The 25,795-nt window shown below is 67.0% G+C and carries 26 protein-coding genes and 1 pseudogene; 17 read left to right on the top strand and 10 right to left on the bottom strand.

All coding sequences use genetic code 11. From position 1 onward, the window contains the following. The first annotated feature begins 139 nt into the window (after positions 1-139). Both K8O92_09820 and K8O92_09815 read left to right on the top strand, forming a co-directional pair. Positions 140-1,132 carry a glycosyltransferase gene (locus K8O92_09820; GenBank protein UAK34149.1) on the top strand — a complete coding sequence of 331 codons (993 nt, stop codon included), beginning with the start codon at positions 140-142 and terminating at the stop codon, positions 1,130-1,132. Positions 1,133-1,293: 161 nt separating this feature from the next. Then, positions 1,294-2,724 carry a DUF2142 domain-containing protein gene (locus K8O92_09815; GenBank protein UAK35574.1) on the top strand — a complete coding sequence of 477 codons (1,431 nt, stop codon included), beginning with the start codon at positions 1,294-1,296 and terminating at the stop codon, positions 2,722-2,724. 58 nt (positions 2,725-2,782) lie between these two features. Here K8O92_09815 and rfbB read toward each other — a convergent pair whose 3' ends face one another. Continuing rightward, a complete protein-coding gene (rfbB, locus tag K8O92_09810; protein ID UAK34148.1) occupies positions 2,783-3,799 on the bottom strand; it encodes a dTDP-glucose 4,6-dehydratase in 1,017 nt (338 codons plus the stop codon). A gap of 307 nt (positions 3,800-4,106) precedes the next feature. Here rfbB and K8O92_09805 point away from each other — a divergent pair, with 307 nt between their 5' ends. Next, positions 4,107-4,817 carry a hypothetical protein gene (locus K8O92_09805; GenBank protein UAK34147.1) on the top strand — a complete coding sequence of 237 codons (711 nt, stop codon included), beginning with the start codon at positions 4,107-4,109 and terminating at the stop codon, positions 4,815-4,817. 284 nt (positions 4,818-5,101) lie between these two features. Here K8O92_09805 and K8O92_09800 read toward each other — a convergent pair whose 3' ends face one another. Continuing rightward, complete coding sequence (locus K8O92_09800) at positions 5,102-6,091, bottom strand: alpha/beta hydrolase (GenBank protein UAK34146.1); 990 nt, start codon at positions 6,089-6,091, stop codon at positions 5,102-5,104. A gap of 228 nt (positions 6,092-6,319) precedes the next feature. Between K8O92_09800 and rfbA the strand changes: the two genes are divergently transcribed. Beyond that, positions 6,320-7,192, top strand: coding sequence for a glucose-1-phosphate thymidylyltransferase RfbA (gene rfbA, locus K8O92_09795; protein ID UAK34145.1), 873 nt, complete (start codon positions 6,320-6,322; stop codon positions 7,190-7,192). A 2-nt stretch (positions 7,193-7,194) separates the two neighbouring features. Continuing rightward, positions 7,195-7,743 (top strand): dTDP-4-dehydrorhamnose 3,5-epimerase, encoded by a 549-nt coding sequence (locus tag K8O92_09790; GenBank protein ID UAK35573.1) that lies wholly within the window; start codon positions 7,195-7,197, stop codon positions 7,741-7,743. A 117-nt stretch (positions 7,744-7,860) separates the two neighbouring features. Here the strand turns inward: K8O92_09790 and K8O92_09785 are convergent, their stop codons facing one another. After that, positions 7,861-9,327: an MFS transporter gene (locus tag K8O92_09785; protein ID UAK34144.1), complete on the bottom strand. Its 1,467-nt coding sequence runs from the start codon at positions 9,325-9,327 to the stop codon at positions 7,861-7,863. Positions 9,328-9,412: 85 nt separating this feature from the next. On the opposite strand from K8O92_09785, the gene K8O92_09780 reads away from it, so the two are divergent. Continuing rightward, positions 9,413-9,841, top strand: a complete 429-nt coding sequence (locus K8O92_09780; protein ID UAK34143.1) for a MarR family transcriptional regulator — start codon at positions 9,413-9,415, stop codon at positions 9,839-9,841. A 23-nt stretch (positions 9,842-9,864) separates the two neighbouring features. Here the strand turns inward: K8O92_09780 and K8O92_09775 are convergent, their stop codons facing one another. Both K8O92_09775 and K8O92_09770 read right to left on the bottom strand, forming a co-directional pair. Beyond that, a complete protein-coding gene (locus tag K8O92_09775) occupies positions 9,865-10,740 on the bottom strand; it encodes a helix-turn-helix domain-containing protein (protein ID UAK34142.1) in 876 nt (291 codons plus the stop codon). 209 nt (positions 10,741-10,949) lie between these two features. Next, positions 10,950-11,528, bottom strand: a complete 579-nt coding sequence (locus tag K8O92_09770; GenBank protein UAK34141.1) for a DUF4282 domain-containing protein — start codon at positions 11,526-11,528, stop codon at positions 10,950-10,952. Positions 11,529-12,091: 563 nt separating this feature from the next. Here K8O92_09770 and K8O92_09765 point away from each other — a divergent pair. The 3 genes from K8O92_09765 (at position 12,092) to K8O92_09755 (ending at position 15,824) form a co-directional block, all read left to right on the top strand. Beyond that, a complete protein-coding gene (locus tag K8O92_09765) occupies positions 12,092-12,583 on the top strand; it encodes a hypothetical protein (protein ID UAK35572.1) in 492 nt (163 codons plus the stop codon). Positions 12,584-12,772: 189 nt separating this feature from the next. Further along, on the top strand, positions 12,773-14,959 hold the full coding sequence (locus K8O92_09760; GenBank protein ID UAK34140.1) for a molybdopterin-dependent oxidoreductase: 2,187 nt from the start codon (positions 12,773-12,775) through the stop codon (positions 14,957-14,959). 232 nt (positions 14,960-15,191) lie between these two features. Next, positions 15,192-15,824 carry a pyridoxamine 5'-phosphate oxidase family protein gene (locus tag K8O92_09755; GenBank protein ID UAK35571.1) on the top strand — a complete coding sequence of 211 codons (633 nt, stop codon included), beginning with the start codon at positions 15,192-15,194 and terminating at the stop codon, positions 15,822-15,824. Here the strand turns inward: K8O92_09755 and K8O92_09750 are convergent. The 3 genes and pseudogenes from K8O92_09750 to K8O92_09740 form a co-directional block, all read right to left on the bottom strand. Next, on the bottom strand, positions 15,811-16,692 hold the full coding sequence (locus K8O92_09750) for an SAM-dependent methyltransferase (protein ID UAK34139.1): 882 nt from the start codon (positions 16,690-16,692) through the stop codon (positions 15,811-15,813). The two genes, K8O92_09755 and K8O92_09750, sit on opposite strands and share 14 nt — an antisense overlap. Beyond that, positions 16,689-16,904, bottom strand: a complete 216-nt coding sequence (locus K8O92_09745) for a hypothetical protein (protein UAK34138.1) — start codon at positions 16,902-16,904, stop codon at positions 16,689-16,691. The genes K8O92_09750 and K8O92_09745 overlap by 4 nt, the downstream gene beginning before the upstream one ends. Positions 16,905-16,981: 77 nt before the next feature. Beyond that, positions 16,982-17,422: pseudogene (locus K8O92_09740) on the bottom strand (DNA-directed RNA polymerase subunit beta). Between the two features lie 293 nt (positions 17,423-17,715). Here K8O92_09740 and K8O92_09735 point away from each other — a divergent pair. The 6 genes from K8O92_09735 (at position 17,716) to K8O92_09710 (ending at position 21,908) form a co-directional block, all read left to right on the top strand. Further along, complete coding sequence (locus K8O92_09735) at positions 17,716-18,609, top strand: helix-turn-helix domain-containing protein (GenBank protein ID UAK34137.1); 894 nt, start codon at positions 17,716-17,718, stop codon at positions 18,607-18,609. Next, positions 18,606-18,812 (top strand): DUF397 domain-containing protein, encoded by a 207-nt coding sequence (locus K8O92_09730; protein ID UAK34136.1) that lies wholly within the window; start codon positions 18,606-18,608, stop codon positions 18,810-18,812. Before K8O92_09735 ends, K8O92_09730 begins: the two co-directional genes overlap by 4 nt. 74 nt (positions 18,813-18,886) lie before the next feature. Next, a complete protein-coding gene (locus K8O92_09725; protein ID UAK34135.1) occupies positions 18,887-19,093 on the top strand; it encodes a DUF397 domain-containing protein in 207 nt (68 codons plus the stop codon). 191 nt (positions 19,094-19,284) lie between these two features. Further along, complete coding sequence (locus tag K8O92_09720) at positions 19,285-19,845, top strand: GNAT family N-acetyltransferase (protein UAK35570.1); 561 nt, start codon at positions 19,285-19,287, stop codon at positions 19,843-19,845. A gap of 292 nt (positions 19,846-20,137) precedes the next feature. Beyond that, complete coding sequence (locus tag K8O92_09715) at positions 20,138-20,905, top strand: SDR family oxidoreductase (GenBank protein UAK34134.1); 768 nt, start codon at positions 20,138-20,140, stop codon at positions 20,903-20,905. 79 nt (positions 20,906-20,984) lie between these two features. Further along, positions 20,985-21,908 carry an RNA polymerase sigma-70 factor gene (locus tag K8O92_09710; protein UAK34133.1) on the top strand — a complete coding sequence of 308 codons (924 nt, stop codon included), beginning with the start codon at positions 20,985-20,987 and terminating at the stop codon, positions 21,906-21,908. A 363-nt stretch (positions 21,909-22,271) separates the two neighbouring features. Here K8O92_09710 and K8O92_09705 read toward each other — a convergent pair whose 3' ends face one another. Both K8O92_09705 and K8O92_09700 read right to left on the bottom strand, forming a co-directional pair. Further along, the gene (locus K8O92_09705) at positions 22,272-22,577 is read right to left on the bottom strand and encodes a helix-turn-helix domain-containing protein (protein ID UAK35569.1); all 306 of its coding nucleotides are present in this window, start codon (positions 22,575-22,577) and stop codon (positions 22,272-22,274) included. Positions 22,578-22,834: 257 nt separating this feature from the next. Then, positions 22,835-23,362, bottom strand: a complete 528-nt coding sequence (locus tag K8O92_09700) for a GtrA family protein (GenBank protein UAK34132.1) — start codon at positions 23,360-23,362, stop codon at positions 22,835-22,837. 240 nt (positions 23,363-23,602) lie between these two features. Between K8O92_09700 and K8O92_09695 the strand changes: the two genes are divergently transcribed. Then, the gene (locus K8O92_09695; GenBank protein UAK35568.1) at positions 23,603-24,967 is read left to right on the top strand and encodes an FAD-binding oxidoreductase; all 1,365 of its coding nucleotides are present in this window, start codon (positions 23,603-23,605) and stop codon (positions 24,965-24,967) included. After that, entirely contained in the window at positions 24,964-25,725 is a 762-nt protein-coding gene (locus tag K8O92_09690; GenBank protein ID UAK34131.1) for a decaprenylphospho-beta-D-erythro-pentofuranosid-2-ulose 2-reductase, read from the top strand. Before K8O92_09695 ends, K8O92_09690 begins: the two co-directional genes overlap by 4 nt. The last annotated feature ends 70 nt before the right edge of the window (positions 25,726-25,795 follow it).

Genomic DNA, 25,795 nt, shown 5'->3' with positions numbered 1-25,795 from the left:
GGTACCGCAGGCTCGGGGAACCGCCCGCGAGGGTGAATTCCGCTCCCGCGCGCGGTGAGGTCGGCCACGCACGAGCTGTGAGTTGCCTGTACCCTCCCCGTGTTCCCACATTCACCACCGATCGCGAGGATTGACCCGGGTGGACTCCACCGAGCTCCGTATTGCCGCCGTGGTTCCGTGTCACAACGAAGAGGCTTCGGTCGCCAAGGTCGTAGCCGATCTGCAGGCCGCTGTGCCGGGAATCGTCGTCTACGTCTACGACAATCTGAGCACGGACAAGACCGCCGAACGGGCCCGCGAGGCCGGGGCGATCGTGCGGCACGAGCACACCAAGGGCAAGGGCAATGTGGTGCGCCGCGCCTTCGCCGACATCGAGGCCGACGTGTACTTGATGATCGACGGCGACGACACCTACGAGGCCTCCGCCGCGCCGCTGATGATCAAGACGCTGCTGGACGGCCCCTACGACCACGTGCTCGGGGTGCGCAAGCAGGACGAAGGCGCCTCGGCCTACCGCACGGGACACGAGACCGGCAACAAGGTGCTCAACGGCGTGGTCGGAAAGGTGTTCGGCGACAACGTCGAAGACATGCTCTCCGGCTTCCGGGTGTTCTCCCGGCGGTTCGTCAAGAGCTTCCCCGCCGTGTCGCGCGAGTTCGAGATCGAGACCGAGCTCACCGTGCATTCGTTGCACCTGCGGGTGCCGCAGACCGCCGTTCCGGTCGGCTTCCGCGATCGCCCGGCGGGCAGCGAGAGCAAACTGCGCACCTACCACGACGGGTTCAAGATCCTCGCCCTGATCATCGGGCTGGCCCGGCACGAGCGGCCGGTCGCGTTCTACGGCTTGTTCGGCACGCTGAGCTGGCTGGTGTCGATCATCCTGACCATTCCGATCGTCGTCGAGTTCTACAACACCCACGAGGTGCCGCGATTCCCGACGCTGTTCCTCGGTTTCACGCTGTTGCTGCTCGGCAGCCTCGCGTGGACCGCGGGCCTGATCCTCGACGGCATCCGCCGTTCCCGTCACGAGGCCGCGCGCCTGGTCTACCTGCGCTACGCCGCGGTGGGCGCGGAGGACTTCCGCACCTCCGGCGACGGCGCTGCTGCCCGTGACGGCGGAGCCCTGCGTTGACGACCTCGGCGGATCCGACCGCGACGCCGGACAAAGATCTGAACGAGCCCGCGGACACCGCACCGCTACCCGCGACCGACACCGCACCGCTACCGGCGGTGGACGCCGAGGCCGCGAAGGCCACCGGCACGGACCGGGCGGCCCGAGGTTTCGCACACCGAATGGTGACGCGACTAGGCGGGGCGACGATCGCCTTCACCCTGCTGGCAACGATCTTCGGCGCGCTGTTCACCGTCCTCACCCCGCCGTTCTGGGGTCATGACGAGATCACGCAGTTCGGCCGGGCCTACCAAGTCGCGCACGGCGGATTGCTGCCCCAGCGGATCCACGACGATCGTGGTGTCGCCTACGGCGGCGATGTCCCGTCCAGCATCACCGTGCTCATGGGCTACGCGCTGAAGGACTACACCACCAACCCGGACGAGCCCGACCCCATGGTGGGCGACCCCGGCCGCTACGACCAGTTGACCGGAGCCGCGGTCTCGGACGCCACCGAACCGGTCTGGTTCACCAATACCGCCGCCTACTCGCCGGTCCCTTACATCCCGGCCGCTATCGGCATCCGCCTCGGCGAGCTCTTCGGACTCGACGTGGGCGGCCTGCTCCTGCTCACCCGCCTCGCCGGGCTGGTGGCCTACCTCGCGGTGGTCGGGTTCGGGCTGTACGCGTTGCGCGCCCACCGGGTGCAATGGCTGGCGTTCACCGTCGCGGCGCTGCCGATCGCGGTGTTCCAAGCGGGCACGGTGACCGCCGACACGATGACCAACGCGCTGGCCATCATGGTCTCCGCGCTGCTGGTGAAAGCCATGTTCCTCGGCGAGCGACTGAACCGGGTCGAGATCGGCGCGCTGTTGGCCGCGACGATCCTGCTGCCGGTGAGCAAGCCGACCTACGTGCTGCTCGCGCTGCTGGTGGCCCTGGTGCCCGCCGATCGGTTCGGGTTCAGTGGCTGGCGGCGCGGGATCCCCTGGGCGTTCGCCGCGACCGGCGCGCTCGCCTTCGCGGTGTGGATGAAGATCGCGGCGCCGACCGGCGACGGCATGGGCCTGATGCGGCCGCAGCACCAGTGGCACTCGGTGCGTCCGGGCGACCAGCTCAGCGGCATCCTGCGCGATCCACCGGAGTTCGCGCACGTGTTCGGCGAGAGCATCGCGCTGCGTGACCAGCGCTGGTTCAGTCAGTTCTTCGGGGAACTCGGCTTCGCCTACGTCGACGTGCCCGCCCTCTCCATGCTGGCCTGCCTGCTGGCGTTCGCGGTGAGCATCGGCATCGCCGAACGGATGACCGCTCCGGCCTTCCGCCGCACCCTGATCGTCGCGCTCACCATGGCCGCGAGCGTCGCGATGATCTACGTGACCCTCTACATGTCGTTCACGCCGGTCGGCTACTACATCGTCGACGGCGTGCAGGGCCGCTATTTCGTGCCGCTGGCGATCGTCGCGCTCGCGGTGCTGCTGCGCTGGATGCCGTTGCGGCTCACCGATTCCGCGGGGAAGACCCCCGCGCTGGGCCCGGCCGTCACCGTACTGGTGGCGACGAGTGTGGCGCTGGTCGCGGCGGCGGCGAAGTACTACACCATCGTGTGGGGCTGAGCGGCAGGAGAGTTCGACAGTGGCGCTCCGGGGCTGGTCCCCGGGGCGCCACTGTCGTTCAGTCGCCCGCCGTGCTGAGCGTCCGCTCGCCTGCCGCGAGATAGGCGCGCTCGGTGTCGGCCTTGTATGGGCGCCACCAGGCTTCGTTGTCCCGGTACCACCGGATGGTCGCCGCCAAGCCGGCGCGGAAGTCCGCGTACCGGGGCCGCCAACCGAGTTCGGAACGCAGCAGTGTGGCGTCGATGGCGTAGCGCTGGTCGTGGCCGGGCCGGTCGGTCACGTGGTCGAAATCGTCGGGGTCGCGGCCGAATTCCGTGAGGATCATCCGCACCACGGACTTGTTGTCGAGCTGGCCGTCGGCGCCGATCAGATAGGTCTGCCCGATCCGGCCGCGGCGCAGGATCTCCCACACGGCGCGGTTGTGGTCGTCGACGTGGATCCAGTCGCGTACCTGGTGCCCCGCCCCGTAGAGCCGAGGACGCACGCCATCGATCAAGTTCGTGATCTGGCGCGGAATGAACTTCTCCACGTGCTGATAGGGCCCGTAGTTGTTACTGCAGTTGGAGATCGTGGCCCGCACGCCGAACGAGCGGGTCCACGCGCGCACCAGCAGATCGCTCGAGGCTTTGGTGGCCGAGTAGGGGCTGGACGGGTTGTACGGCGTGGTCTCGGTGAACGCCGGGTCGTCCGGGGCGAGGTCGCCGTAGACCTCGTCGGTCGACACGTGGTGGTAGCGCACATCGTGCCTGCGCACGGCTTGCAGCAAGGAGTAAGTGCCGATGATGTTGGTCTGCACGAACGGCCACGGCTCGGCGAGGGAGTTGTCGTTGTGCGACTCCGCGGCGAAATGCACCACCGCGTCGACCCCGCTGACCAGTTCGTCCACCAGGTCGAGGTCGGCGATGTCACCGTGCACGAAGTCGATGCGGTCGGCCACCGGCCCCAGCGAGGCCCGGTTCCCCGCGTAGGTCAGGGCATCCAGGACGATGACGGTCGTATCCGGATGGTCGGACACGAGCTGCTGGACGAAGTTCGCGCCGATGAACCCGGCGCCGCCGGTGACGAGCAATCGCACCCCATGACTGTACGTGGGGCCGGGTCGCCCCGACGACGGACTCGGGAACCGGTGCGGCGGAAGGCCCACCAGGTTTTCCAACTGTGACCTTCGTCTCACCTTGTTCCCAGCGGCTGGAACGCGCGGAGCGGTCTATTTCTGGAAATCCCCGGTCAGCCCCCACATTTCCGCGACCCCACCATGTCGTGAGTCACGGCGGTGAACAAAATTTGAATAAATAGTCACAACGGGTTCACCACTCGTTAGCTGGTCTAGATTTTGCTCATCTAGTCCCCTCCGAACGCTTTCACATCGAGGTTCCAAACAAATGCTGATGAGGAAATTCGCCGCGACGTCGGCCCTGCTGATCGCGGCCCTCGGCGTCACCGCCGGCACCGTGAACGCGGCTCCGGCCGCCGAAGCCGAAAACGGCGCGGTGAACTTCACCGCGCAGACCACCGACACCCAGTCCATCATCTCGACCGATGCCGGTTCCATGGTCGTGGAGGATGGTGTCTTCAAGGTCAAGGCCGCCAACGGTGATGTCCTCACCGGCATGCCGCTGACCTTCCGGGTGGACGAGTTCGAGTTCCCGATCGCTGCCGAGATCGCGGACCGCACCGCCACCCTGACCCCGCAGTTCGACCTGGCGCACGCGACTTACAAGCCGGTCGCCCTCCCATTCGAGGACAAGGCGCCGTGGAAGAGCGAGTACGACCGTGAGGTCGCCGCGTTCAACCGCTTGAAGGACACCATCTCCACCGGTGCCGCCATCGGCACCCTGGTCGGCGGCATCGGCGGCGGCGCCGTCGGTTGCGTGCTCGGCGGCATCGCCGGCGCCACCGTTGCCTCGGCGACCATCATCGGCCTGTTCGGCCCGTTCATCCCGGCCGCCGCCATCGGCTGCCTCGGCGGCATCCTCGCCATCGGCGCGCTCGGCACCCTGGCGGGCCAGCTGCTGATCACCGCCCCGGTCGCGATCGGTGCGGCGATCCAGTACTTCACCACGATCAACCAGCCGTTCACGCCCACCAAGTAAGCATCGGCTGAACGCACACAACTGAATCCGAAAACGGAAGCCCCGTCCGCGTTATCACGCGGGCGGGGCTCCGTTATTCCTATCGCTGGCCCGAAGGTGAACACTCGCTGAACAAAATGGAACTTATTGATTTTCCCCGGGCTGACCTGCACTATCAAGAACAGATAACATCGATCCGAATCCAGAGTGCCCTGGGCGCACGCGCCGAACGGCGCACCCTGGACAGGACGCGAGCCCCGTCCCGGCGCGATGCGGGGCGAGGCTCGCCTCGAAAGGCCGAACGGTCAAGCCGTTCGTGCCTGTTGGTCGTCCGCGACGCGGGCCCGCACGAAACGCGAGACCCGCGCCAACGCCGCCCTGCTCTCCGGCAGGCCCGGCGCGATGCTCATGAAGGCGTGGACCTGGCCGCGCCACAGCTCCAGCGCGTTCGGCACGCCCGCGGCGGTGAGCCGCTGCGCCATCAACTCGGAATCGAACCGGAGCACCTCGTCCTCCGCCGCGACCAGCAGCACGGGCGGAAGCGCGGACAGCGTCGCGTTGACCGGCGAAAGACTCGGATCGAGCAACCCGTCGACCTCGGCGCCGATGCGCACCACCGCTTGCAACGCCGACAACGGGATGTACGGGTCTCGCGAAACATTCACGTAGTCCCGCTTCGCCGCGTAGTCCAGGTCGAGCAGCGGGCTCAGGCCGACCAACCCGGCCGGCGCGGGCAGTCCCGACTCCAGGGCCAGCAGCGCCGTCGCGAAGGTGAGGTATCCGCCCGCCGAGTCGCCCGCGAAGACGATCCGCGCCGGATCCGCGCCATGGCGCAGCAGCCAGCGGTAGGCGGCCAGGCAGTCGTGCACCGAGTGGGTGATGCGCGTGCCGGGCAACTGGCGGTACTCGACGTTGATCACCGGCAGCCCGGTGCGGCGGGCCAGGCTCCCGGCGATCGGCCGGTGGCTGCGGGTACTGCAGATCGCGAAGCCGCCGCCGTGCATGTAGAGCACCGCGCCGTGGCGTAGCGCACGCGCCGCACCGGCCGGGCGAAGGATCTCCAAGCGCAGACCGTGCAGCGTCACCTGTTCTCGATCGATGCCCTGCGGCTGCGGACGCAATCGCGCCAGCCCGTCCACCGTGGCGGCGCCGAACGGAATGGTCGCCCTGGTGACCGGCAGCGTCCGCAGCATCGGCCGCACCACGCCCATGCAGGCGGCCAGCAGCAAGCGCGATTGCGCGCTGGGGCCTTCTGGATTCATCACCACGCCGGGCTCGCCGTCTCTGCTCGCCATCGCGCACCTACCTAACAACTGGCGCGCCGAATCACGACCGGACCGAGGTCGCCCAAGCGAGCTGTCGGCGCTGACATCTCACGCAGTGTCTTTTCAGAACACCACGCGCACCGTGACCTACGCAACAGAATCGCTCGATACCCCCGGAAGCGAAACGATCGTGACCGAATCGAGGACTACTCGGAACCTCACCGAATCCCGGCGCCGTGAAACTGGCAGACTCCATGCATGCGCGGAATCATCTTGGCGGGCGGCACCGGCTCCCGGTTGCACCCGATCACGCGCGGGGTGAGCAAGCAGCTGGTCCCGGTCTACGACAAACCGATGGTCTACTACCCCCTTTCCACGCTGATGCTCGCGGGGATCAGGGACATCCTGGTGATCACCACCCCCGAGGACGCAGCGGCGTTCCGGCGGCTGCTCGGCGACGGCGCCCAGCTCGGGCTGTCGCTGAGCTACGTCATCCAGCCGGAGCCGGACGGCCTGGCCAGGGCCTTCGTCCTCGGAGCCGACCACATCGGCGGTGATTGCGCGGCGTTGGTACTCGGCGACAACATCTTTCACGGCCCCGGCCTGGGCACCAGTCTCAATCGCTTCCACGGGATCGACGGCGGCGCGGTGTTCGCCTACTGGGTGTCCGACCCGACCGCCTACGGCGTCGTGGAGTTCACCGAGGGACGCGCGGTGTCGATCGAAGAGAAGCCGAAGGTCCCGCGGTCGAACTACGCCATTCCCGGCCTGTACTTCTACGACAACGACGTGGTGGAGATCGCCCGTTCGCTACGTCCGTCGGCGCGGGGCGAGTACGAGATCACCGACATCAATCGCGCCTACCTGGAGCAGGATCGGCTGAGTGTGGACGTGCTCGCCCGCGGCACCGCCTGGCTGGACACCGGCACCTTCGATTCCCTGCTCGACGCGGCCAATTACGTGCGCACCATCGAGGAGCGGCAGGGCCTGAAGATCGGCGTGCCCGAGGAGGTGGCCTGGCGGATGGGCTTCATAGACGACGATCAGTTGTGCAGGCTCGCCGAACCGATGGTCCGTTCCGGTTACGGCCGCTACCTGCTCGATCTGCTCGAACGCGGACGGGACTGGTGAGCATGGAATTCCGGGAACTCGCGGTGCCCGGCGCGTGGGTGATCACTCCGCGCCAGCACGGTGACGATCGCGGCATGTTCCTCGAAGGGTTCAAGGCCTCGGAGTTCGAGAAGGCGACGGGGCGGCCGTTCGACCTGCGGCAGGTGAACTGTTCGGTGTCGGCGGCCGGGGTGCTGCGCGGCATCCACTACACCGAGGACCCGCCGGGTCAGGCCAAGTACGTGACCTGTGTGCGCGGCGCGTTCCTCGACGTGGTCGTGGATCTGCGCCGCGGCTCGCCGACCTACGGGCGCTGGGACAGCGTGCTGCTCGACGACGTCGACCGCCGCTCGGTGTTCCTGTCCGAAGGACTCGGCCACGCGATCCTGTCCCTGGAAGACGGATCGACGGTCACCTACCTGTGCTCCCTGGAATATCAGCCCGAGTTCGACCACGACATCGATGCGTTCGATCCCACGCTGAGCATCGAGTGGCCGCGGGTGGGGCGGGACGGCCGTGAACTCACCTTCGTCCGCTCCGCGAAAGACACTGTCGCGCCGCCATTTTCCTGAGCCGCTGACGGCACAGCGGACATAGCCGGTCGAAACCCGCACCGGCAGAGCGACTGCGAGACAGCGCCGAGCGCCGCCACCCGGTGTGGTGACGGCGCTCGGCGACCGGTACGACGGTCAGCTGACGAGTTCCAGCTCCTTCGTCTCCTCCGCCGCCCGCTCCCGGCCGCGCGACCGCGGCGTGAAGGCGAGCAGGGCGACGAGCGCGCCGACGATGGACACGCCCGCGGCGAACTCCAGGCCCGGGCGGTAGGTGTCGAGCATCCCGGCGGCGGAGATGTCGGCGTGCGCGCCGGAGGCGATGATCGCGGTGGTCACCGCCAGCACGATGGCCGCGCCGACCTGCATGGATGTCTGCAACACCCCGGCCGCGAGGCCCTGCTCGTCGTCATCGATGCCGTTGGTGGCCTGGATGTTGATGGCGGGGAAACCGACCCAGCCGATGCCGATGAGCAGCACGGCGGGCAGCAGCATCGTCAGGTAGGAGGGCGCGGTGTCCAGCCGCAGGAACAGCAGGTAGCCGACGGCCATCACGACCATGGTGACCGCGATCACCGGCCCGGTGCCGAAACGATCCACGAGCTTGTCGGAGAAGAACGCCGACAGCACGACCAGCAGACCGACCGGGAGCAGCGCCATCGCCAGCTTCAGCGGCGACCAGCCGAGGGTGTCCTGCATGTAGAGGGTGACGATGAACTGCCAGCTGAAGTAGGAGCCCGCCACCGCGACGATCGCGAGACTGGCGCGGACCAGCGAGGACTTGCGCAGGATCCCGAGGCGCACCAGCGGGTAGCGCACCCGCTTCTCCACCGCGACGAATCCGGCGAAGAGCGCGACGACCGCGAGGAACGAGCCGATGGTGCGCGCCGACGCCCATCCGGCTTCCGGCGCGGCCACCACCGTGTAGACAAGCAGCAGCATGGCCGCGGTGGACAGCAGCGCCCCCAGCAGGTCGTGTCCGCCTTCCTCGGCGGGCTTGTCTTTGGGCACCAGCACGTAGGCGGCGACCAGCGCGGCGACCGCGATCGGCACCGGCAGCAGGAACGTCCAGCGCCAGCCGACGCCGGTCATCAGCCCGCCGAACAGCAGGCCCATGGAGTAGCCGCCCGCGCCGAACACCGTGTAGATGGACAGCGCCTTGTTCCTGGCCGGTCCTTCGGCGAAGTTGGTGGTGATGATGGACAGGCCGGTGGGCGCGGTGAACGCGGCGGCGAGGCCCTTGATGAAGCGGGTGAGGATCAGCAGCGGGCCGGAGCTGACCAGACCGCCTGCCAGCGACGCGACCGCGAAGACCGCGAGCGCGATCAGGAAGATCTTGCGCCGCCCGAGCAGGTCGGCGGTGCGGCCGCCGAGCAGCAGCAGACCGCCGTAACCGAGCACGTACCCGCTGACCAGCCATTGCAGGGTGGACGTGGACAGATCGAGTTCCGCGCCGATGGACGGCAGGGCGACGCCGATCATCGAAACGTCGAGGCCGTCGAGGAACAGCACGATGCACAGCGTGATCAGCATGCCCCAAAGCCGGGCTGACCATCTGGTCGGATCGGTCGCCTGCGCGGCCGAGAGCGTTGCCGGTGAAGTCATGCGGGGAAGATTACATGCGTGCGCATTAAATGCCAACACATAAGATGCAGTTGCATGAACATGGCGTGCCCACTAAGATGGGGCCATGTCGAAGCCGACCACCGTGAAAACGGCCCGGGGCGCTGCCGCGCCCACCGGGCTGGTTGGGGAGTGGCGGGAGCTGCTCGACCGGCACGCGGCGGTGAGTTGCGCGCTCGAGAAGGCGCTGCAGAACGGTCATTCCATCGGGCTGAGCGAATTCGAGACTCTGGATCGGCTGGTCGACGCGAACTGCGGCGATTACCGGATGAGCGATCTGGCCGGCGACATCCACCTCAGCCAGAGCGCGCTGTCGCGGGCCGTCGCCCGATTGGAGCGCGACGGTCTCGTCCGGCGCACCATGTGCGCGCAAGACCGTCGCGCCGTGTTCGTCTGCCTCACCGAGAAGGGCCGCGAGGTCTATGAACAGGCCCTGCCCACCCACCGGGCCGTGCTGAGCGATACCTGGGATCTGCCGGGCCCGCCGAAGTGCTGATCAGCGCCGGATAGAGGTCCGGTTCACAGCGACGCGCGTGCCTTCTCGATGCCCGCGCGAGCGTCGACCGCCGCCGCCTCGATACTCGCGAATGCCCTGCGGAAACGCGCGATCTCAGGCTCTTTGTCCACATACACCGGCCCGGTGAACGCCTCGACGTACACCACCGGCGGTTCGGGCGGCTCGCCGGAACGCACTCCGGGGAACTGCAACAAGACGAATCGGCCTGAGGTCAAGCCGTGGTGATAGCCACAGTCCATCGGCACCAGCCGGATCCGGATGTTCGGCAACTCGCCCATGCGGAGCAGGTGGTCGAGCTGCTCGGCGGCGACCGCCGGGTCGCCGATGCGCCGTAGCAGCACCGCCTCATCGATCAGCGCGTCCAGGCGCAGTGGCGCGTCGGAGCGGGTGACCAGTGCTTGCCGGGCCCGGCGTAACCCCACCCTGCGGTCGATCTCGTCGGCGGACAACTCCGGATACGCCGCCGCGAACACCGCGCGGGTGTAGCCCTCGGTCTGCAGCAGGCCGGGGACGAGTTCGTTCTCGTAGGTGAACAGCCTGGTGGCCGCCTCTTCCAGCCCGATGTAGACGTCGAAGCCCTCCGGGATCACGTCGCCGAAGGAGGTCCACCATCCCTTGGCCTTCGTGTCGCGAGCCAACGCGCGCAGCGGTTCGAGCAGTTCGGGCGGCGCGCCGTAGACCTTGCACATCGCCTCGACATCGAGGCCGCGCAGCGAGGTCTGCCCGGTCTCGATCCGCCAGATCTTCGCCTCCGACCATTCCAGCTGCTGCGCGGCCACCCGAGTGGTCATCCCGGCCCGATTGCGCAGATCGCGTAGTTGCCTGCCGAGCTGCCGCCTCGGCATGGTCGAACCGGTCGTCCCTTGCGGTAAAGCCATGCTTCCCCCCTGTTTCGCCCTTGTCCGGCCGCACCGTGAACCATGCCCGGTCTGCGACGCGACCCACCCTCCCGGACACCCACGGTGGATGTGCCGGGTATCCGAACAGCATTGTCGACAGTGAAACTCACGCTGGTCACTGTGCGTGTCTCAGCTAGGTCGTTGTCTCCAGCGAGTCAAAACACTTCCGGACGGCGCGTTTTCGTCCCCTACCTGCGCGGGTTTCGCTTGCGGAAGCGCCAGAACTGCACCGCCCGAACGTCTTCGGACAACTGGTTGACCGGCTCGGCCACGTCCGACAACGCCTGGAACAGATCATCGGCCAGCTCGCTGATGTGCTCCACCCTGGTCGCCAGGCGGGAGGCGTTCACCAGGAACTCGAGCATCAGCCGGACGGCGGCCGCGATGGTCAGGCCGAGCGGCACGCCGAGCACCGCCGCGAGCACGCCGAGCACCGCGGACACCCGCCACGCCGAAACCGTCAGCGTGATGGGGACGGCGAAGGCGAACACCAGCCCCAGGATGTAGGCCAGCGGCAAGAGCGTGCGGGTCGCCGGGCGGTGGAACTGCACGTCCACCAAGGCGCGCGCGGCCGCGGAGCTCCACTGCACGAACGCGCGCGGGCTGCGGAACGGCTCGGGGTGCTCCTCTTCGTCGGCGGCGGCCCCCGACCGCCGCTCGGCCGCCGACTCCTTCCACGCGAGCCAGCGCGATTCGGCCTCGAACTCCGCCGCGTCCGCCGCCTGGCCCTCGACGGGCGCACCGATGCCGTCGGATTCGTCACTCATCTCGTGTCCTCCTCCTCCGGGCCTGACGCTCATGCTGGGTCTTCCTCGGCATGCGCGGGCCCTCCGTGGTCACGTGAACTACCGCCTCCGGGCCTGACGCTCATGCTGTGTCTTCCTCGGCATGCGCGGGCCCTCCGTGGTGACGTGAACTACCGCCTCCGGGCCTGACGCTCATGCTGTGTCCTCCTCGGCATGCGCGGGCCCTCCGTGGTCACGTGAACTACCGCCTCCGGGCCTGACGCTCATGCCGGAATCCTCCTCGCCCGAGGCGACCGGATCCAGCCGGGAACGCACGGAACCGGGAACTCCCGCACGGAAACATCAATCACACCATCCACAGCAGCCTCGCAGCTCCGGCACAGCGAGCGGTCAGGCTCGCGGCCGAAACCAGCTGCGTGGCAGCCATTGCGAGCCACCTCGAAATGCCCGGCCGCACGCGGACGAACCCCCTCGGAAATGAGACGTAGGCGACACTCCGGAAATTCTTCCGAAGATCGCGTAACGCTCGCGGCGGCCCCCGCCGATACGACCCATGAATGCAGGACCCAGAGATCTACCGGGGAATGGAGAAGACAGTGCGCACCACGTTTCCGACTTCCGTCACGGCGGCCGAGCTGACCGCCGCTGCGCAGGACTACAACCAGCGCGGGTGGACGGTCGCCGAAACGGCCAACGGTCTGAGCCTGATCACCGACGACGACCTGTCCGGCATCGAGGTCTCCGGCGAACTGGCCGGCGAGGTCCGCCGCTTTCTGCGGGCGAACAACCTCTCCGGCGCGGTGATCGAGATTCCCGGCTCGGAGCGACGCGAGATCCACCTCGTCACCGGCGTCCGCAAGGCCGAGATGGCGTTGCAGGCGCTGCGCGAGGCCGGCGCCACCGTGTACACCGACGGCGCGGGCATCCCGCTGCCGCCCACCCAGCTCTCGGTCGGTTCGGCCTGCTGGGGCGTGTCGCCCGCCGAGGCCCGTTGGGTGCCGCCGGTCGTCGCGATCGCCGCGGCCGTACGCGCCGCCACCGCGTCGCGCCGCGCGAAGCTGACCATCGCCTGCTGAACGACGCGTTTCTGATCGACTTCGCCTGCTGATCGCGGGTCGGGGCCGCGCTACCCGGCCTGTTTGCGACCGGTATCCGTCCCGGCGCTCCGGATCCCCACCCCGGAGCGCCGCCGGGTACCGGTCGTTTGGCGTCGCCGATTTCAAGCGTCCTCTTTTCAGTTCCACCGCCGGACGCCAAGATGGGGTATGGCCCCGATCACGCAATCGCGCAATCTGCTGCGGACCTGCCCGCTCTGTGAGGCGGTCTGCGGCCTGGAAATCACCCTGGACCCAGGCGACCACGTGACCTCCGTCCGCGGCGACCGCGACGATCCCTTCAGCAAGGGCTTCATCTGTCCCAAGGGGGCCAGCTTCGGCCATCTCGACGAGGACCCAGACCGGGTCACCGAACCGCTGATCCGTGATCGCGTGACCGATACCTGGCGCACCGCGACCTGGGACGAAGCTTTCGACTACATCGCCGAGCGGTTTCCCGCCGTCGTGGCCGAGCACGGAAACCAGTCGGCCGCGGCCTACTTGGGCAATCCCAACGCTCACACTGTGGCGGGCACGCTGTACGTGCCGATCCTGCTGCGCGCCTTGGGCACCAGGAACATCTATTCGGCCAGCACCGCGGATCAGATGCCCAAGCAGGTGGCCAGTGGGCTGATGTTCGGTGACCCGCTGACCGTGCCGGTGCCCGACCTGGACCGCACCGATTATCTGCTGATGCTCGGTGCGAACCCGCTGGAGTCGAACGGCTCGCTGTGCACCGCACCCGATTTTCCGGGCCGATTGAAGGCGCTACGTAGCAGGGGCGGCCGTTTCGTGGTGGTCGATCCCCGGGTGACGCGCACCGCGAAACTGGCCGACGAGCACCTGTTCATCCGGCCGGGCAGTGATGCCTACCTGCTGTTCGGCATCGTGCACACGCTTTTCGCCGAGCAGTTGACCGACCTGCGCGTCGAGGTGACCGGGCTGGAGGAATTGCGCACGGCCGCCGCCGCGTTCGACCCGGAAACGGTCTCGGCCCGCACGGGCGTCCCGGCGGCCACGATCGTGCGGCTCGCCCGCGAGCTCGCGGCGGCCCCGACCGCGGCGGTGTACGCCCGCATCGGCACCTGCACCGCCGAATTCGGCACCATCACCCAGTGGCTCGTCGAGGCGATCAACGCGCTGACCGGAAACCTCGACTCCCCCGGCGGCGCGATGTTCGCCACCGCCGCGGCCGGCGGCATCCCGCGCACCAGGCCGTTCCGCACGGGGCGGTGGACCAGCCGGGTTCGCGAGCTGCCCGAGGCGATGGGCGAACTGCCCGTCGCGACGCTCGCCGACGAGATCATCACACCGGGGCAAGGCCAGATCCGCGCGCTGATCACAGTCGCCGGGAACCCGGTGCTGTCCGCGCCGAGCGGGGCGCGCCTGGACGAAGCGTTCGCCCAGCTCGACTTCATGGTCAGCGTGGACCGCTATGTGAACGAGACCACCAGGCACGCGGACGTCATCCTCCCGCCGCCGCGCCCGACCCAGTCCGCGCACTACGATTTCGCGCTGTTGCAGTTCGCCGTGCGCAACTACGCCCGCTACTCGCGGCCGCTGGTGCCGCTGGGTGACCGGCCGTCGGAGCCTGCCGTGCTGGCTCGTCTGGCCGCCGCGCTGACCGGCAGGCCGCACCGCGGCTCGGATGGGATCGATCCGCTCACCGCTGTGGATGAATTCGTGATCGCGGGCCTGCTGCAGAAGGCCGGGCTCGCGGACCGGCGCGGCGACCTGATCGGGGAGACCAGCACCGAGCAGCGCATCGACCTGATGCTGCGCCTCGGGCCGCACGGCGAATGGAACGGCGGCACACTCAACCTGCAAGTGTTGCTGGACAACCCGCACGGCATCGACCTCGGTCCATTGCAACCGCGCCTGCCGGGCGTGCTGCGCACGGCGACCGGACGCGTGGACCTGGCCCCGCAGCCACTGCTCGACGACGTGGCACGGATGCGGGCGCGTCTGTCCGACGCCGCCCCGGAGATCGTATTGATCGGGCGGCGGCAACTGCGGTCCAACAACAGCTGGATGCACAACATCGCGACGCTGGTGAGCGGATCGAATCGCTGCACCCTGCACATCAATCCGGCCGACGTGGCGCGACTCGGGCTCGGCGACCGAGCGGTGGTGAAGTCCGCCGCCGGGACGCTGACGGTCCCGCTGGAGCCGACCGAGGCCATCATGCCCGGAGTGGTGAGCCTGCCGCACGGCTGGGGCCATGTCGACAGCACGCAGACCGTGGCCCGCGAGCACGCGGGCGTCAACGCCAATGTGCTCACCGACGATTCGGTGATCGACGCACCCTCCGGCAATGCCGTGTTCAACGGGGTTCCGGTCACCCTGATCCCCGCCTGAGGGCACCGCACATCACTTGGCAAATCCCGACCGGCCGGAAATAATTCCGGCCGGTCGGCTCTTAGCTAATCTATGGAGATCCTTGCGTGACACGGGATTCGCGGGCATCATCTACGTGGATTTCGACGTTTTACCGTGCGCCCCTCATCTAAAATTGGCGCGATCTCGGTGCGGCCGCGGTTCAACGTCGAGCCTGGCGGACCCCGGATTCCGGCGACCAGAGGGGGCGGCAATGCCCGGCACACACAACGGCAGCGATGGCGAGCGTGAGCTGCAGGAACGGTACGGAACACAAGATCGAGCCCAGCGTTTCTACGACGATCAGGTGCTCGATCGGCTCAATCCGACGATGATCGAATTCATCGGCCGGATGGATATGGCGTTCATCGCCACAGCGGACAAACGCGGCGAATGCGACTCGACTTTCCGGGCCGGGTTACCCGGTTTTCTGCACGTCATCGATGAGCGCCGAATTGCCTACCCGGAATATCGTGGCAACGGCGTGATGGCCAGTCTCGGCAACATTCTGGAGAACCCGCACGTCGGGATCCTGCTCATCGATTTCGTGCGGGACCTCATCGGACTGCACATCAACGGTTCGGCACACATCGTCTCAGACCCCGCCCTCCGCAGCGTCGTGCCCGACCTGCCCGTCAACCACAAGGGCCGCGCCGCCGAACACTGGGTGGTGGTCGACGTGGAAGAGGCGTACATCCACTGCCGCAAGCACATCCCGCACCTGGTGCCCGCCCAGCGCGAACAGCGCGAGTGGGGCACCGACAACGTCCGCGCCAAGGGCGGCGACTACTTCGGCGCGAAGGCAGAGAAGACCGAACTGGCAGGCTCGCTGTTCACCGGTGCCTGAGAGCCGGAATGCGCCCCAGCCCGCCCAGCATCAGCCGTTCCTCCGGAGATCGCGGGCGCAACGCGGGGCCGTGAGGCCACCAGTCGCCCAGCTCGACCAGACCGGGTTCGACCAGTTCCAGACCGTCGAACAAGGCGGCGATCCGTTCGCGAGGGCGGAACCAGCCCGAACCCAGCCCGTGGACGAAGCGGTTCTCGAGTTCACGGGCTAGCCGATGGGCGACGGGATTGTCGGCCGGGTCGAGGTAATGGTTGAGCGCGATATATGAACCGGGCGGCAGGATCTCGGTGTACTCGCGGACGATCCGGGCGGGGTCGAGTCCCTCGGGCACATGGTGCAGGACGCTGGACAGGATGACCGCGAGCGGCCGATCTCGCTCGAGGTGATCGGCGGTCTCGGACAGGACGTTTCGCGGTCGCGTGAGATCGGCCTGCACGTATCGGACGCCCGCATGCCGTGCGAGCAGCGCACGGCCGTGGGTGCAGCAGAGCGGGTCGTTGTCCACGTACACCACCCGCGCTCGCGATTCGTGCTGATGCGCGACTTCGTGAATGTTCCGGAGGGCGGGCAGTCCGGCTCCGATGTCCACGATCTGGTCGATTGCCGCTTCGCAGACGAGATAGCGCACGACGCGGTCGAGCCAACGCCGTGTCGTCAGCGGCACTTCTCGCATCCGGGGGGCGATCCGCAGGATGTCGTGGAAGAAACGGCGGTCGACCTCGTAGTTGTCTTTACCGCCCAGGCTGTAGTCGTGGACGCGGGCAATGCTGGGGCGGGTGGGGTCGGGCCCGACCGGCGAACGCACTCCGGGGACGGGCGATGATCCCGTCCCCTCCTCTCCCGGTAGGCGGGACCAGGGGCCGTTCACGCCGACACTCGACGCTCGACGACCAGCGGGCAGGTGGTGGGCAACGTCCGGGCCTGCATCCACGTCACAGTGCCCGCCACCTCGGCAGCGCGCGGACGCTCGCAGCACACCCTTTCGTGAGCGATGCGACGCTCCAGCACCGCCATCGCGATCAAGTAGTTCGCCGTGAACCACAGGACGGCGACCCCGGCGATGACGCTCGCGACCATCACCCGCGAACCTCGAACGGCTGGTCACCGCTTCGCGGCATCGAACGCGAGCCACGCCAGGGCATCTGATCAGCCCACGCCCGGATCGCCCGCACGACAGCGACGCCGGAGGGGCGAAACGAGTTGGCAGGCGGCTCGATCCACTGCCGAATCGCCCCCGCCGACGCGGTAGGCGACGGCAGCGCAATAGTCGCCCCCGCACGCGCAACCGACACATCCAGCCGGAACAGCTCGGCGAACAGCCGCATATCGTCGGTCTCACCGAGATCGGGCCGAATCAGGAACGTCCACCTGCCCGAGCGCGGATGACCGACGATCGGGCCTACGGAATTGCCCTGGCCGTGCAGGTGCGCCCGCACCGCCTGCCCCAGCCGCGCGGGCATCGTGATGCCCCAGACGCTCCCCGCACGCACAACGATCCGCCCTAGCCCAGGCGGGTCGATGACAGCGGGCAAACCGCATGCCCGCCGGTAGAACTGGCACCGCGACACCGGAGTGTCCTCGAACGGCTCATGGTCCATCTCGAAAGCCCCCTACTCGGATCGAACGTCATGTGGAGCGCGCCCGGACCCGGCCGGATGGCGTTGGCAACGGCTGATCGAACGAGACCGAATTGGTCGGTGGCTCAATAGCTCTCGTTGCCGGGCGCGTACTCAGTACACATCAATTCGACTCAACTGGACTGTCCATTCTGGCCATTCCATCAATTACACTGGAGGACCAGCATGGGACGGACCAGCTGAAGACGGTCCTCTGCGAAGCAGCCCAAGAAATTCGGTCCAGTACGGGTCACATCAGATAGCGAGGCTAAGCAATGGCAGGAGGGTCCACCCTTCCCCGGCGTGCGCTCGGACGTCGACTCCGCGATTTGCGCGCCAAAGCCAAAAAGAGTCAGCTTGCGGCAGGGCTGGCGATCGAGGTGTCCAAGCAGGGCATCGGCAGATTGGAAGACGGTCAGAGAGTCAGGATCAGCACCGCCCAGCTGCGGGACCTACTCGATTTCTATGAGGCAGATGCAGATGCCAAAGCTGAAGTGCTCGGCCTGCTCCAGGAAGTCAAGGCAGCCAAGGGCGATCCTTCCAGTGGCTGGTGGCGCGCATATGCCGATGTGGTCAACCCCCACTTCGATCACTTCATGAGCCTGGAGCAGGCATGCTCGCGCATGACGGCCTTTCAACTCACGCTTCTGCCCGGCCTGCTGCAAACTGCCGCCTATCGCAGATGGATTGCCGAAACGACCGATCCAGCCATGTCAGCTGTGGACGTGGAGCGACGGCTCGAGTTGACCCCGCGGCGACAGCGTCGGCTTGTTGAAGACCCGACCTTCTGGCTGGAAGTGCTGGTGTCGGAGTCCGTGCTGAGAAATCAGATCGGTGGACGGGATGTGATGGCGGAGCAGTTGCCCCACCTCCTCAGTGTCGGAAGCCTGCCGAACGTTTCTATCCGCGTGATTCCCTTCGATGCAGGTGGACACCCCGGATTGGTTGTTCAGTCGTTCACCCTATTCGAATTCCCGGCCCTACATACCAGCCGAGCGCCAGAGCCACCGGTTGTCTTCGTGGAAGGCTTTACGGGTGCGTTGTTCCTGGAAGACGACCCGGTGATCGAGCGCCACAGAGCGACAGCAGAGACCCTCCGCCAGGTAGCGTTGAGTGAGAGTGACACCAGGATTCTGGTGCAGGAGATTGCAGAGGAGTATGCCGCGTGACCAGGGACTTATCCAGCGCGAACTGGTTCAAGAGTAGCTACAGCCAGGCTGGCGGGGACTGCGTAGAGGTGGCCTACCTCGACGAAGGACACGTCAGCGTTCGCGACTCGAAGAACCCGACCGGCCCCGCACTGGTCTTCACCCCTAGCGAATGGGACTCCTTCACCGCAGGCGTCACGTACGGCGAGTTCGACTGGCGCTAGCGGCACCAACCAACACGGCTCTGAACGTTCAGGAGAACCGCAGACTTTCACGAAGCTGGAAAAGGAGTATGGGCGTGGTCAGTGACCTATCGGAAGCACGGTGGTTCAAGAGCACCCGCAGCGGAGCCAGCCAGCATTGCGTCGAAGTGGCATTCCTCGACGGTGACAAGATCGGCGTTCGCGACTCGAAGAACCCCACCGGCCCAGCACTGGTCTTCACCCCCAGCGAATGGGACGCCTTCACCGCAGGCGTGACGGACGGCGAGTTCGACCGCCCCTAGCCACACCACCAACACGGCCCGGTCCGACTCGACGGTCAGGTCGGGCCGTGTTGCATGCTCCGCCGTGGAGTTGAGCGAGGATGGCACCGGAGTTCGACCGCTCCTGAGCCAGGTCGTACACAGCGCCGCTCCTTCCCAGTGCGTGACAGGTTGATGCGGTTCAACATTCGGCGTCGAACAGAATGGTTCCCATGAGCCGACTTCCTACGCTGTCCGCCCCGGAGATCGCTACAGATCGTCTCGTGCTGCGCAAAGCGCATGACAATGACCGTGTGGGACTCATCGAGCTACAGACCGATCCCGCGGTTCGGACCTACCTCGGTGGTCCACGCTCTCGCAGCGACGTCGAGCAGTACCTCAACGCGATCGGCATCGCCAACGTGACAGCCGCTCCCGGTGTCTACGTCATCGCCGACAACAACACGAATCTCCTCATCGGGACGCTGATGCTCTGCCGCCGGTCTGCCGATCAACCCGGACACGTGACCGAGGACGGCGAAGAACTGGAACTGACCTATGTCCTTCGCCGCGATGCCTGGGGTGCCGGGTTCGCGTTCGAAGCCGCGTCCGCCGTGCTGCGCGCCGCCGCCACCGAACTGCCCGACCAGCCGGTTCTGATCGTCACCCAAACCGCCAACGACCGTTCATTGAAACTCGCGAGCCGTCTCGGTTTTCAACCTGTGGGCACGTTCGAAGCATTCGGCGCACTACAGACCCTCGCGACCGCACGCCTGCATTCATTCAAGGTCTGATTCCACCCGGATCAGATGCGTCGCTGATCCATATCTCCGTCCAGTATGCGAAGAGTTTTTCGAGCGGCGGGGGGTTCGTAGCGGTCGGTAAGGCTCCGCGATCGGCCTGTTCACACGCTCCTCGAGTTCGGCACGGACAGCGGGGACGGTCCCATCTGTAAGGGCACGGCTGGTCATCTACTGACGCCGACCGGTCCGCTTTCCGTCCGCATGTCACAGGCGGTCGAGCTGTCTCGTCTCGGGTTCCGACAGGTTCTGAGAAGAACGCGCCTCCCCGAGCAAGGAGCAGACTATGAGCGAGCAGATCACACACCAGAAGGTGGCACTGGTCACCGGAGCGAACAAGGGAATCGGCCGTGGGGCTGCCGAACAACTCGCCGCGCTGGGCCTGACGGTTCTGATCGGCGCCAGGGACTCCCGGCGCGGCGAAGAGGCCGCCGCGGCGGTGCGAGCGACCGGCGGCGACGCGCACGCGGTCACCCTCGACGTCACCGATCAGACCGTCGTCCAGGAGGCCGCGCGGCAGGTCGAGGAGTGCTTCGGCCACCTCGACGTGCTGATCAACAACGCGGGCATCACCGGCTCCGGACAGGTCTCCCCCACGGACGCCTATGATCAGGTCCCCAGCTCCGTCGACCTGGACATGGTCCGGACGGTGTTCGAGACCAACGTCTTCGGGGTGATCGCGGTGACCAATGCCATGCTGCCGCTGCTGCGACGGTCACCGGCGCCGCGGATCGTCAACGTCAGCAGTCACGCCGCATCGCTGACCCTCATGAGCGACCCGGACGGCCCCTTCGCGGCGCTGCTGCCGTCGGCGGCGTACTCGCCGTCCAAGTCCGCGCTGAACGCCCTGACCGTGCACTACGCCAACGAGCTGCGGAAGGAAGGCATCCTGGTCAACGCCGTCGCCCCTGGCTACGTCGACACCGACAGCAACAATCACACCGGGTTCCTCACGGTCGCGGAGGGCGCCGCGATATTGGTGCGCCTGGCCACGCTCGGTGCGGACGGACCGACCGGCGGATTCTTCAGCGCCGAAGGCCCGGTGCCCTGGTGAGGCCTGCCCACTATGGACCGGGGCGCGGGCGACAGCCACGCCGCGCCCCGTGGCTACCAAGGATCGAGAAGGAGCAGGCGTGAGTCGGATCGAGGAGTTCCAGGAGCTTCGGCCACTGCTGTTCTCCATCGCCTACCGGCTCCTGGGCAGCGTGAGCGAAGCCGAGGACGCGGTCCAGGAGACCTGGCTGCGCTTCGCGGCTTCCCCGACCGAACCCGACTCGACCAAGGCGTTCCTGTCGGCCACCGTGAGCCGGATCTCGATCGATGTGCTGCGCTCGGCACGCGTTCGCCGGGAGGACTACGTCGGGCCGTGGTTCCCCGAGCCGCTGCTGGCCGACCCCTATCAGGACCCACAGCGCTCGGCGGAGCTGGCCGACTCGTTGTCGATGGCGGCTTTGCTGCTGCTGGAGCGGCTCAGCCCGCTCGAACGCGCGGTGTTCGTGCTGCGGGAGGTATTCGGGTTCGGATTCGGCGAAGTCGCCGCCGCCGTAGGGCGCTCCGAGGCCGCGTGCCGACAGCTCGCGGTGCGGGCACGCCGCCACATGGACACCGGCAGGCCCCGATTCGAAGCCGACCGAACCGAGCGCGAGAAGCTCGCCGGGAGGTTCCTCGACGCCTTCCGGGACGGGGACGTCGACGGGCTGACCGCGCTGCTGGCCGCCGACGTCCAGATGGTCGGCGACGGCGGCGGCAAGGCCCCGCAATGGGCCGACCGCTTCGTCGGCGCCGAGAACGTGGCCCGAGCGCTCGCCGCGCTCTTCCCGCTGTTCGCCCGGATCGGAGCGCATGTGGAGCCGCACCAGGTGAACGGCCAGCCGGGCGCGATCTTCCGCGACCGGGACGGCAAGGTCCTCAACACCTGGGCGCTCGACATCCTCGACGGACAGATCCAGACGATCCGCACGGTGAACAATCCCGACAAGCTCGGGCACGTTGGTCCCGTAGCGGACGCCTGGGCGGCGCTGCGTGAAGTGAATCAGACCGGACAGACGGGCTCATGAATTGAGACACTCCGACGCCCTTTTTGCCGGTCAACGCCACTCGATCGCCACGGCGACCCCGTGTCAGGTCGGCTCGCGGAGAAGAGCATTGATGTCCAGCTTGGGCGTCGTCCAGCAAGGGATTCTTCTTACGTAAGTGATAGTGGAACTCCACCATGATGTCGTCGGTCCATATGACCTCGAACATCTCATTGCCTGGATGAAGGTAGAGCAGCGCCAGCCAGTCCCGTAGCGTGCGGGAGAACAAAACGTTGGCATCGACAAGAACGTTCGCCCCCCGCCCGCTGACCATGACGGACATCGCACAAGCGAACGGGGCGCCACTTCAGCGCTTACAGGATCGATCAGATAGCGCCTGGGCGGTCAGTAGACCACTCCGAGTTCGTCCTCGAGTTCGCGCAGCCGATCAAACGCCTTCCGCTGCGCAGCACGCTGAATCTCTTTGTGCGCCAGAACATCTCTGCTGAAAAGCCGCGTGTGCGAACCAACCTTGTGGGATGGCAACCTGCCTTCGTTCACCAGCTTCATCAAGGTCGGTCGCGAGACACCCAACATCTTGGCGGCGACAGTCGTAGTCACCTCGTTCGGGAGACCGCCCACGGTTACGGTGCAGCCTCGGCTGATGAGGTCGAGGATCTGAGCGATCAACGCGGTGAGTTCGGCGGGCATCTCCACAGACTCCCCATCCCGGACTTCGACTGCGATAGTCGCGTGCGCCGATGCGGCGCCGCACGCCTTCTCCACACGATCCTTGAAAGCCCGAGCCTGCTCCACCTCACTGGCACTGATCGACAGAACTGCCTTTTCGTGGCGAATGCCGGATGCACCCATGGGACTCGAACTCCTCTCCGCTCTCGCAGGTACTACCCAACGTAACCTCTTGCACTTATAAGTGCAATCGCTCCGAGCCCGGGTTCGTCCCCGATCTAGCGGATCTTGAAGATCACCAACCGCTGGACGACGAAGTTGATGACGGTCGCGGTGCCCTGGGCGACGACGAAGGCCAGCGGCTGACGCCACCATTCCTCGGGGAGGGTGAAGTAGAGGCCCGCGTTGATGCCGACCTGCACCGCGAAGGTCACCGCGTAGAGCAGGACGACGGCGAGGAAGCGGGCGCGGCTGGGCGGGGCCTGGAAGGTCCAGCGGCGATTGATCAGGTAGGCCGTCGTGGTGCCCGCCACGAATCCGATTGACTTGGCGACGTTGACCGGGAGGCCGACGAGATTGAGCAGCAGGCTGTAGAGCCCGTAGTCGACGACGGCCGAGAATCCGCCGGTGAGGGTGAACCGGACGATCTGCGTCTTGAGGTCGACATCGGTGCTCTGTTCGATTCGGCGCTCCCGGGACCCTGCGTGGTTACGCACGCTGCCTCCTTCGGGCCCGTCGCTCGCGCCGCCAGGCTCGTCGACCAGCGGCAACTCTGCCGGGAGCGGCAGGTGGGGTTCGGCTTGCACGCCGATGAGCGTAGCGGCGAACAGGCGACCGCACGGATTCGGTTCTAAACGACGCGTACGTCACTACCCATGGGTGTAGCGACCCCGTCCCCATCTGCCGTCATACCTGTAGCCTCTATGCCGATGTCCACGAAAGCTCCGACCGCCACCAAGACAACCGGGAACGACAAGGGCGCCGGCGTCACGAACGACGACCCCGCCGCCGGGAACGCGTTCACTCTCCCGACGCGCACCCGTACGTTGACCGGGTGGGGTCGCACCGCACCCACCTCTTCCGAAGTGCTCTCGACCAGCGATCCCGAACTGATCGCCAAGGCTGTGGCCATGGTCGCCGAGGACAACGACGGCAAGCCCGCCCACCTGCGGCGCGGCGTGATCGCCCGCGGCCTCGGCCGCTCCTACGGCGACCACGCGCAGAACGCGGGCGGCCTGGTCGTCGACATGACCGCGCTGAACAACGTCCACCGCATCGACCGCGACACCCGCATCGTGGACGTGGACGGCGGCGTCAGCCTGGACCAGCTCATGAAGGCCGCGCTGCCGTTCGGGCTCTGGGTGCCGGTGCTACCCGGCACCCGCCAGGTGACCATCGGCGGCGCGATCGCCTCCGACATCCACGGCAAGAACCATCACAGCGAGGGCAGCTTCGGCAACCACGTGCGCTCGATCGATCTGCTGACCGCCGACGGGCAGGTGCAGCACATCACGCCGAAGCGCAACGCCAAGCTGTTCTGGGCCACCGTCGGCGGCAACGGGCTCACCGGCATCATCCTGCGCGCGACCATCGAGATGGTGCCGACGGAGACCGCCTACTTCCTCAACGACGGCGTGAAGACCACGACCCTCGACGAGACCATCGCCGCGCACAGCGACGGCAGCGAGTCGAACTACACCTACTCGAGCGCCTGGTTCGACGTGATCAGTCCGCTGCCCAAGCTGGGCCGCGCCACGATCACCCGGGGCAGGCTGGCCAAGCTCGACGAACTGCCCAAGCGGCTGCGCAGCAAGCCGCTGAAGTTCGACGCGCCGCAGCTGATGACCGTCCCGGACATCTTCCCGAACTGGACGATGAACAAGCTGACGCTGATGTCCATCGGCGAGGCGTACTACCGGATGGGCGGCAACTACACCGGCAAGGTGCAGAACCTGACGCAGTTCTATCACCCGCTGGACATGATCGCGGAGTGGAACCGCGGCTACGGCTCCAACGGCTTCCTCCAGTACCAGTTCGTGGTGCCGACCGAGGCGGTCGAGGAGTTCAAGCGGATCATCATCGATATCCAGGCGTCCGGGCACTACTCGGCGCTGAACGTGTTCAAGCTGTTCGGGCCGGGCAACCAGGCCCCGCTGAGCTTCCCGATGCCGGGCTGGAACATCTGCGTCGACTTCCCGATCAAGCCGGGCCTCAACGAGCTGGTCGGCGAACTCGACCGGCGGGTGCTCGAGTTCGGCGGGCGGCTGTACACGGCGAAGGACTCGCGGACAACCGCCGAGACCTTCCACAAGATGTATCCCCGGATCGACGAGTGGATCAAGGTCCGCCGCAGCGTCGATCCCACAGGCGTTTTCATGTCCGATATGGCGAGAAGGCTGGAGCTGCAGTGATCAATGCCGTTGGTAACCCGCAGTCGATTCTGCTGCTGGGTGGCACCTCGGAGATCGGCTTGGCAATCTGCGCGGAGTACCTGAAGAAGGGGCCCGCGCGCATCACCCTCGCGGCGCTGCCCGGCGATCCGCTGCGTGAGGCCGCGGTCGCCCAGATGAAGGCAGCGGGCGCGAGCCAGGTCAACGTCGTCGACTTCGACGCGCTCGACACCGACGGGCACCCCAAGGTGATCGACGCCGCGTGGGACACGGGCGACGTGGACGTCGCCATCGTCGCTTTCGCCCTCGACGGCGACCCCGAGGAACTGTGGCGCAACCAGCGCAAGGCGGTGCGGGTCGCCCAGGTCAACTACACCGCCGCGGTTTCGGTCGGCGTGCTGGTCGGCGAGAAGATGAAGGCGCAGGGCTTCGGGCGGATCATCGTCCTGTCCTCCGTCGCCGGTGAACGGGTGCGGCGCTCGAACTTCGTCTACGGGTCGACCAAAGCCGGCCTGGACGGTTTCTACCTCGGCCTCGGCGAGGCGCTGCGCCCGCACGGCCCGCGCGTGCTGGTGATCCGGCCGGGGATGGTGCGGACCAAGTTCTCGGCGCATGTCAAAGAGGCCCCGCTCACCGTCGACAAGGAAGATGTGGCGGCGCTGGCGGTCGCGGCCTCCCAGAAGGGGAAGGAACTGGTCTGGGCGCCAGGCGGCTTCCGCTACGTGATGATGGTGCTGCGGCACGTCCCGCGCGCGATCTTCCGCCGACTGCCGATCTGAGTCTCGGCGAACGGGCTCGGACCCGGTGCCCGCGTGGTCATCGATCACGCGGGCATTTATCGTTCGACGA

It is taken from the genome of Nocardia asteroides (genome assembly GCA_019930625.1).
Taxonomy (GTDB): Bacteria; Actinomycetota; Actinomycetes; order Mycobacteriales; family Mycobacteriaceae; genus Nocardia; species Nocardia sputi.
The sequence above is the reverse complement of the archived record's forward strand: the minus strand, read 5'-3'. Positions and strand labels throughout refer to the sequence as shown.

Bases quoted from the DNA above. Each gene is read 5' to 3' on its own strand.
- K8O92_09815 (UAK35574.1), top strand. From the start codon at position 1,294: ATGGTGACGCGACTAGGCGGGGCGACGATCGCCTTCACCCTGCTGGCA.
- K8O92_09805 (UAK34147.1), top strand. From the start codon at position 4,107: ATGCTGATGAGGAAATTCGCCGCGACGTCGGCCCTGCTGATCGCGGCC.
- K8O92_09800 (UAK34146.1), bottom strand. From the start codon at position 6,091: ATGGCGAGCAGAGACGGCGAGCCCGGCGTGGTGATGAATCCAGAAGGC.
- rfbA (UAK34145.1), top strand. From the start codon at position 6,320: ATGCGCGGAATCATCTTGGCGGGCGGCACCGGCTCCCGGTTGCACCCG.
- K8O92_09790 (UAK35573.1), top strand. From the start codon at position 7,195: ATGGAATTCCGGGAACTCGCGGTGCCCGGCGCGTGGGTGATCACTCCG.
- K8O92_09785 (UAK34144.1), bottom strand. From the start codon at position 9,327: ATGACTTCACCGGCAACGCTCTCGGCCGCGCAGGCGACCGATCCGACC.
- K8O92_09780 (UAK34143.1), top strand. From the start codon at position 9,413: ATGTCGAAGCCGACCACCGTGAAAACGGCCCGGGGCGCTGCCGCGCCC.
- K8O92_09775 (UAK34142.1), bottom strand. From the start codon at position 10,740: ATGGCTTTACCGCAAGGGACGACCGGTTCGACCATGCCGAGGCGGCAG.
- K8O92_09770 (UAK34141.1), bottom strand. From the start codon at position 11,528: ATGAGTGACGAATCCGACGGCATCGGTGCGCCCGTCGAGGGCCAGGCG.
- K8O92_09765 (UAK35572.1), top strand. From the start codon at position 12,092: ATGGAGAAGACAGTGCGCACCACGTTTCCGACTTCCGTCACGGCGGCC.
- K8O92_09760 (UAK34140.1), top strand. From the start codon at position 12,773: ATGGCCCCGATCACGCAATCGCGCAATCTGCTGCGGACCTGCCCGCTC.
- K8O92_09755 (UAK35571.1), top strand. From the start codon at position 15,192: ATGCCCGGCACACACAACGGCAGCGATGGCGAGCGTGAGCTGCAGGAA.
- K8O92_09735 (UAK34137.1), top strand. From the start codon at position 17,716: ATGGCAGGAGGGTCCACCCTTCCCCGGCGTGCGCTCGGACGTCGACTC.
- K8O92_09720 (UAK35570.1), top strand. From the start codon at position 19,285: ATGAGCCGACTTCCTACGCTGTCCGCCCCGGAGATCGCTACAGATCGT.
- K8O92_09715 (UAK34134.1), top strand. From the start codon at position 20,138: ATGAGCGAGCAGATCACACACCAGAAGGTGGCACTGGTCACCGGAGCG.
- K8O92_09705 (UAK35569.1), bottom strand. From the start codon at position 22,577: ATGCCCGCCGAACTCACCGCGTTGATCGCTCAGATCCTCGACCTCATC.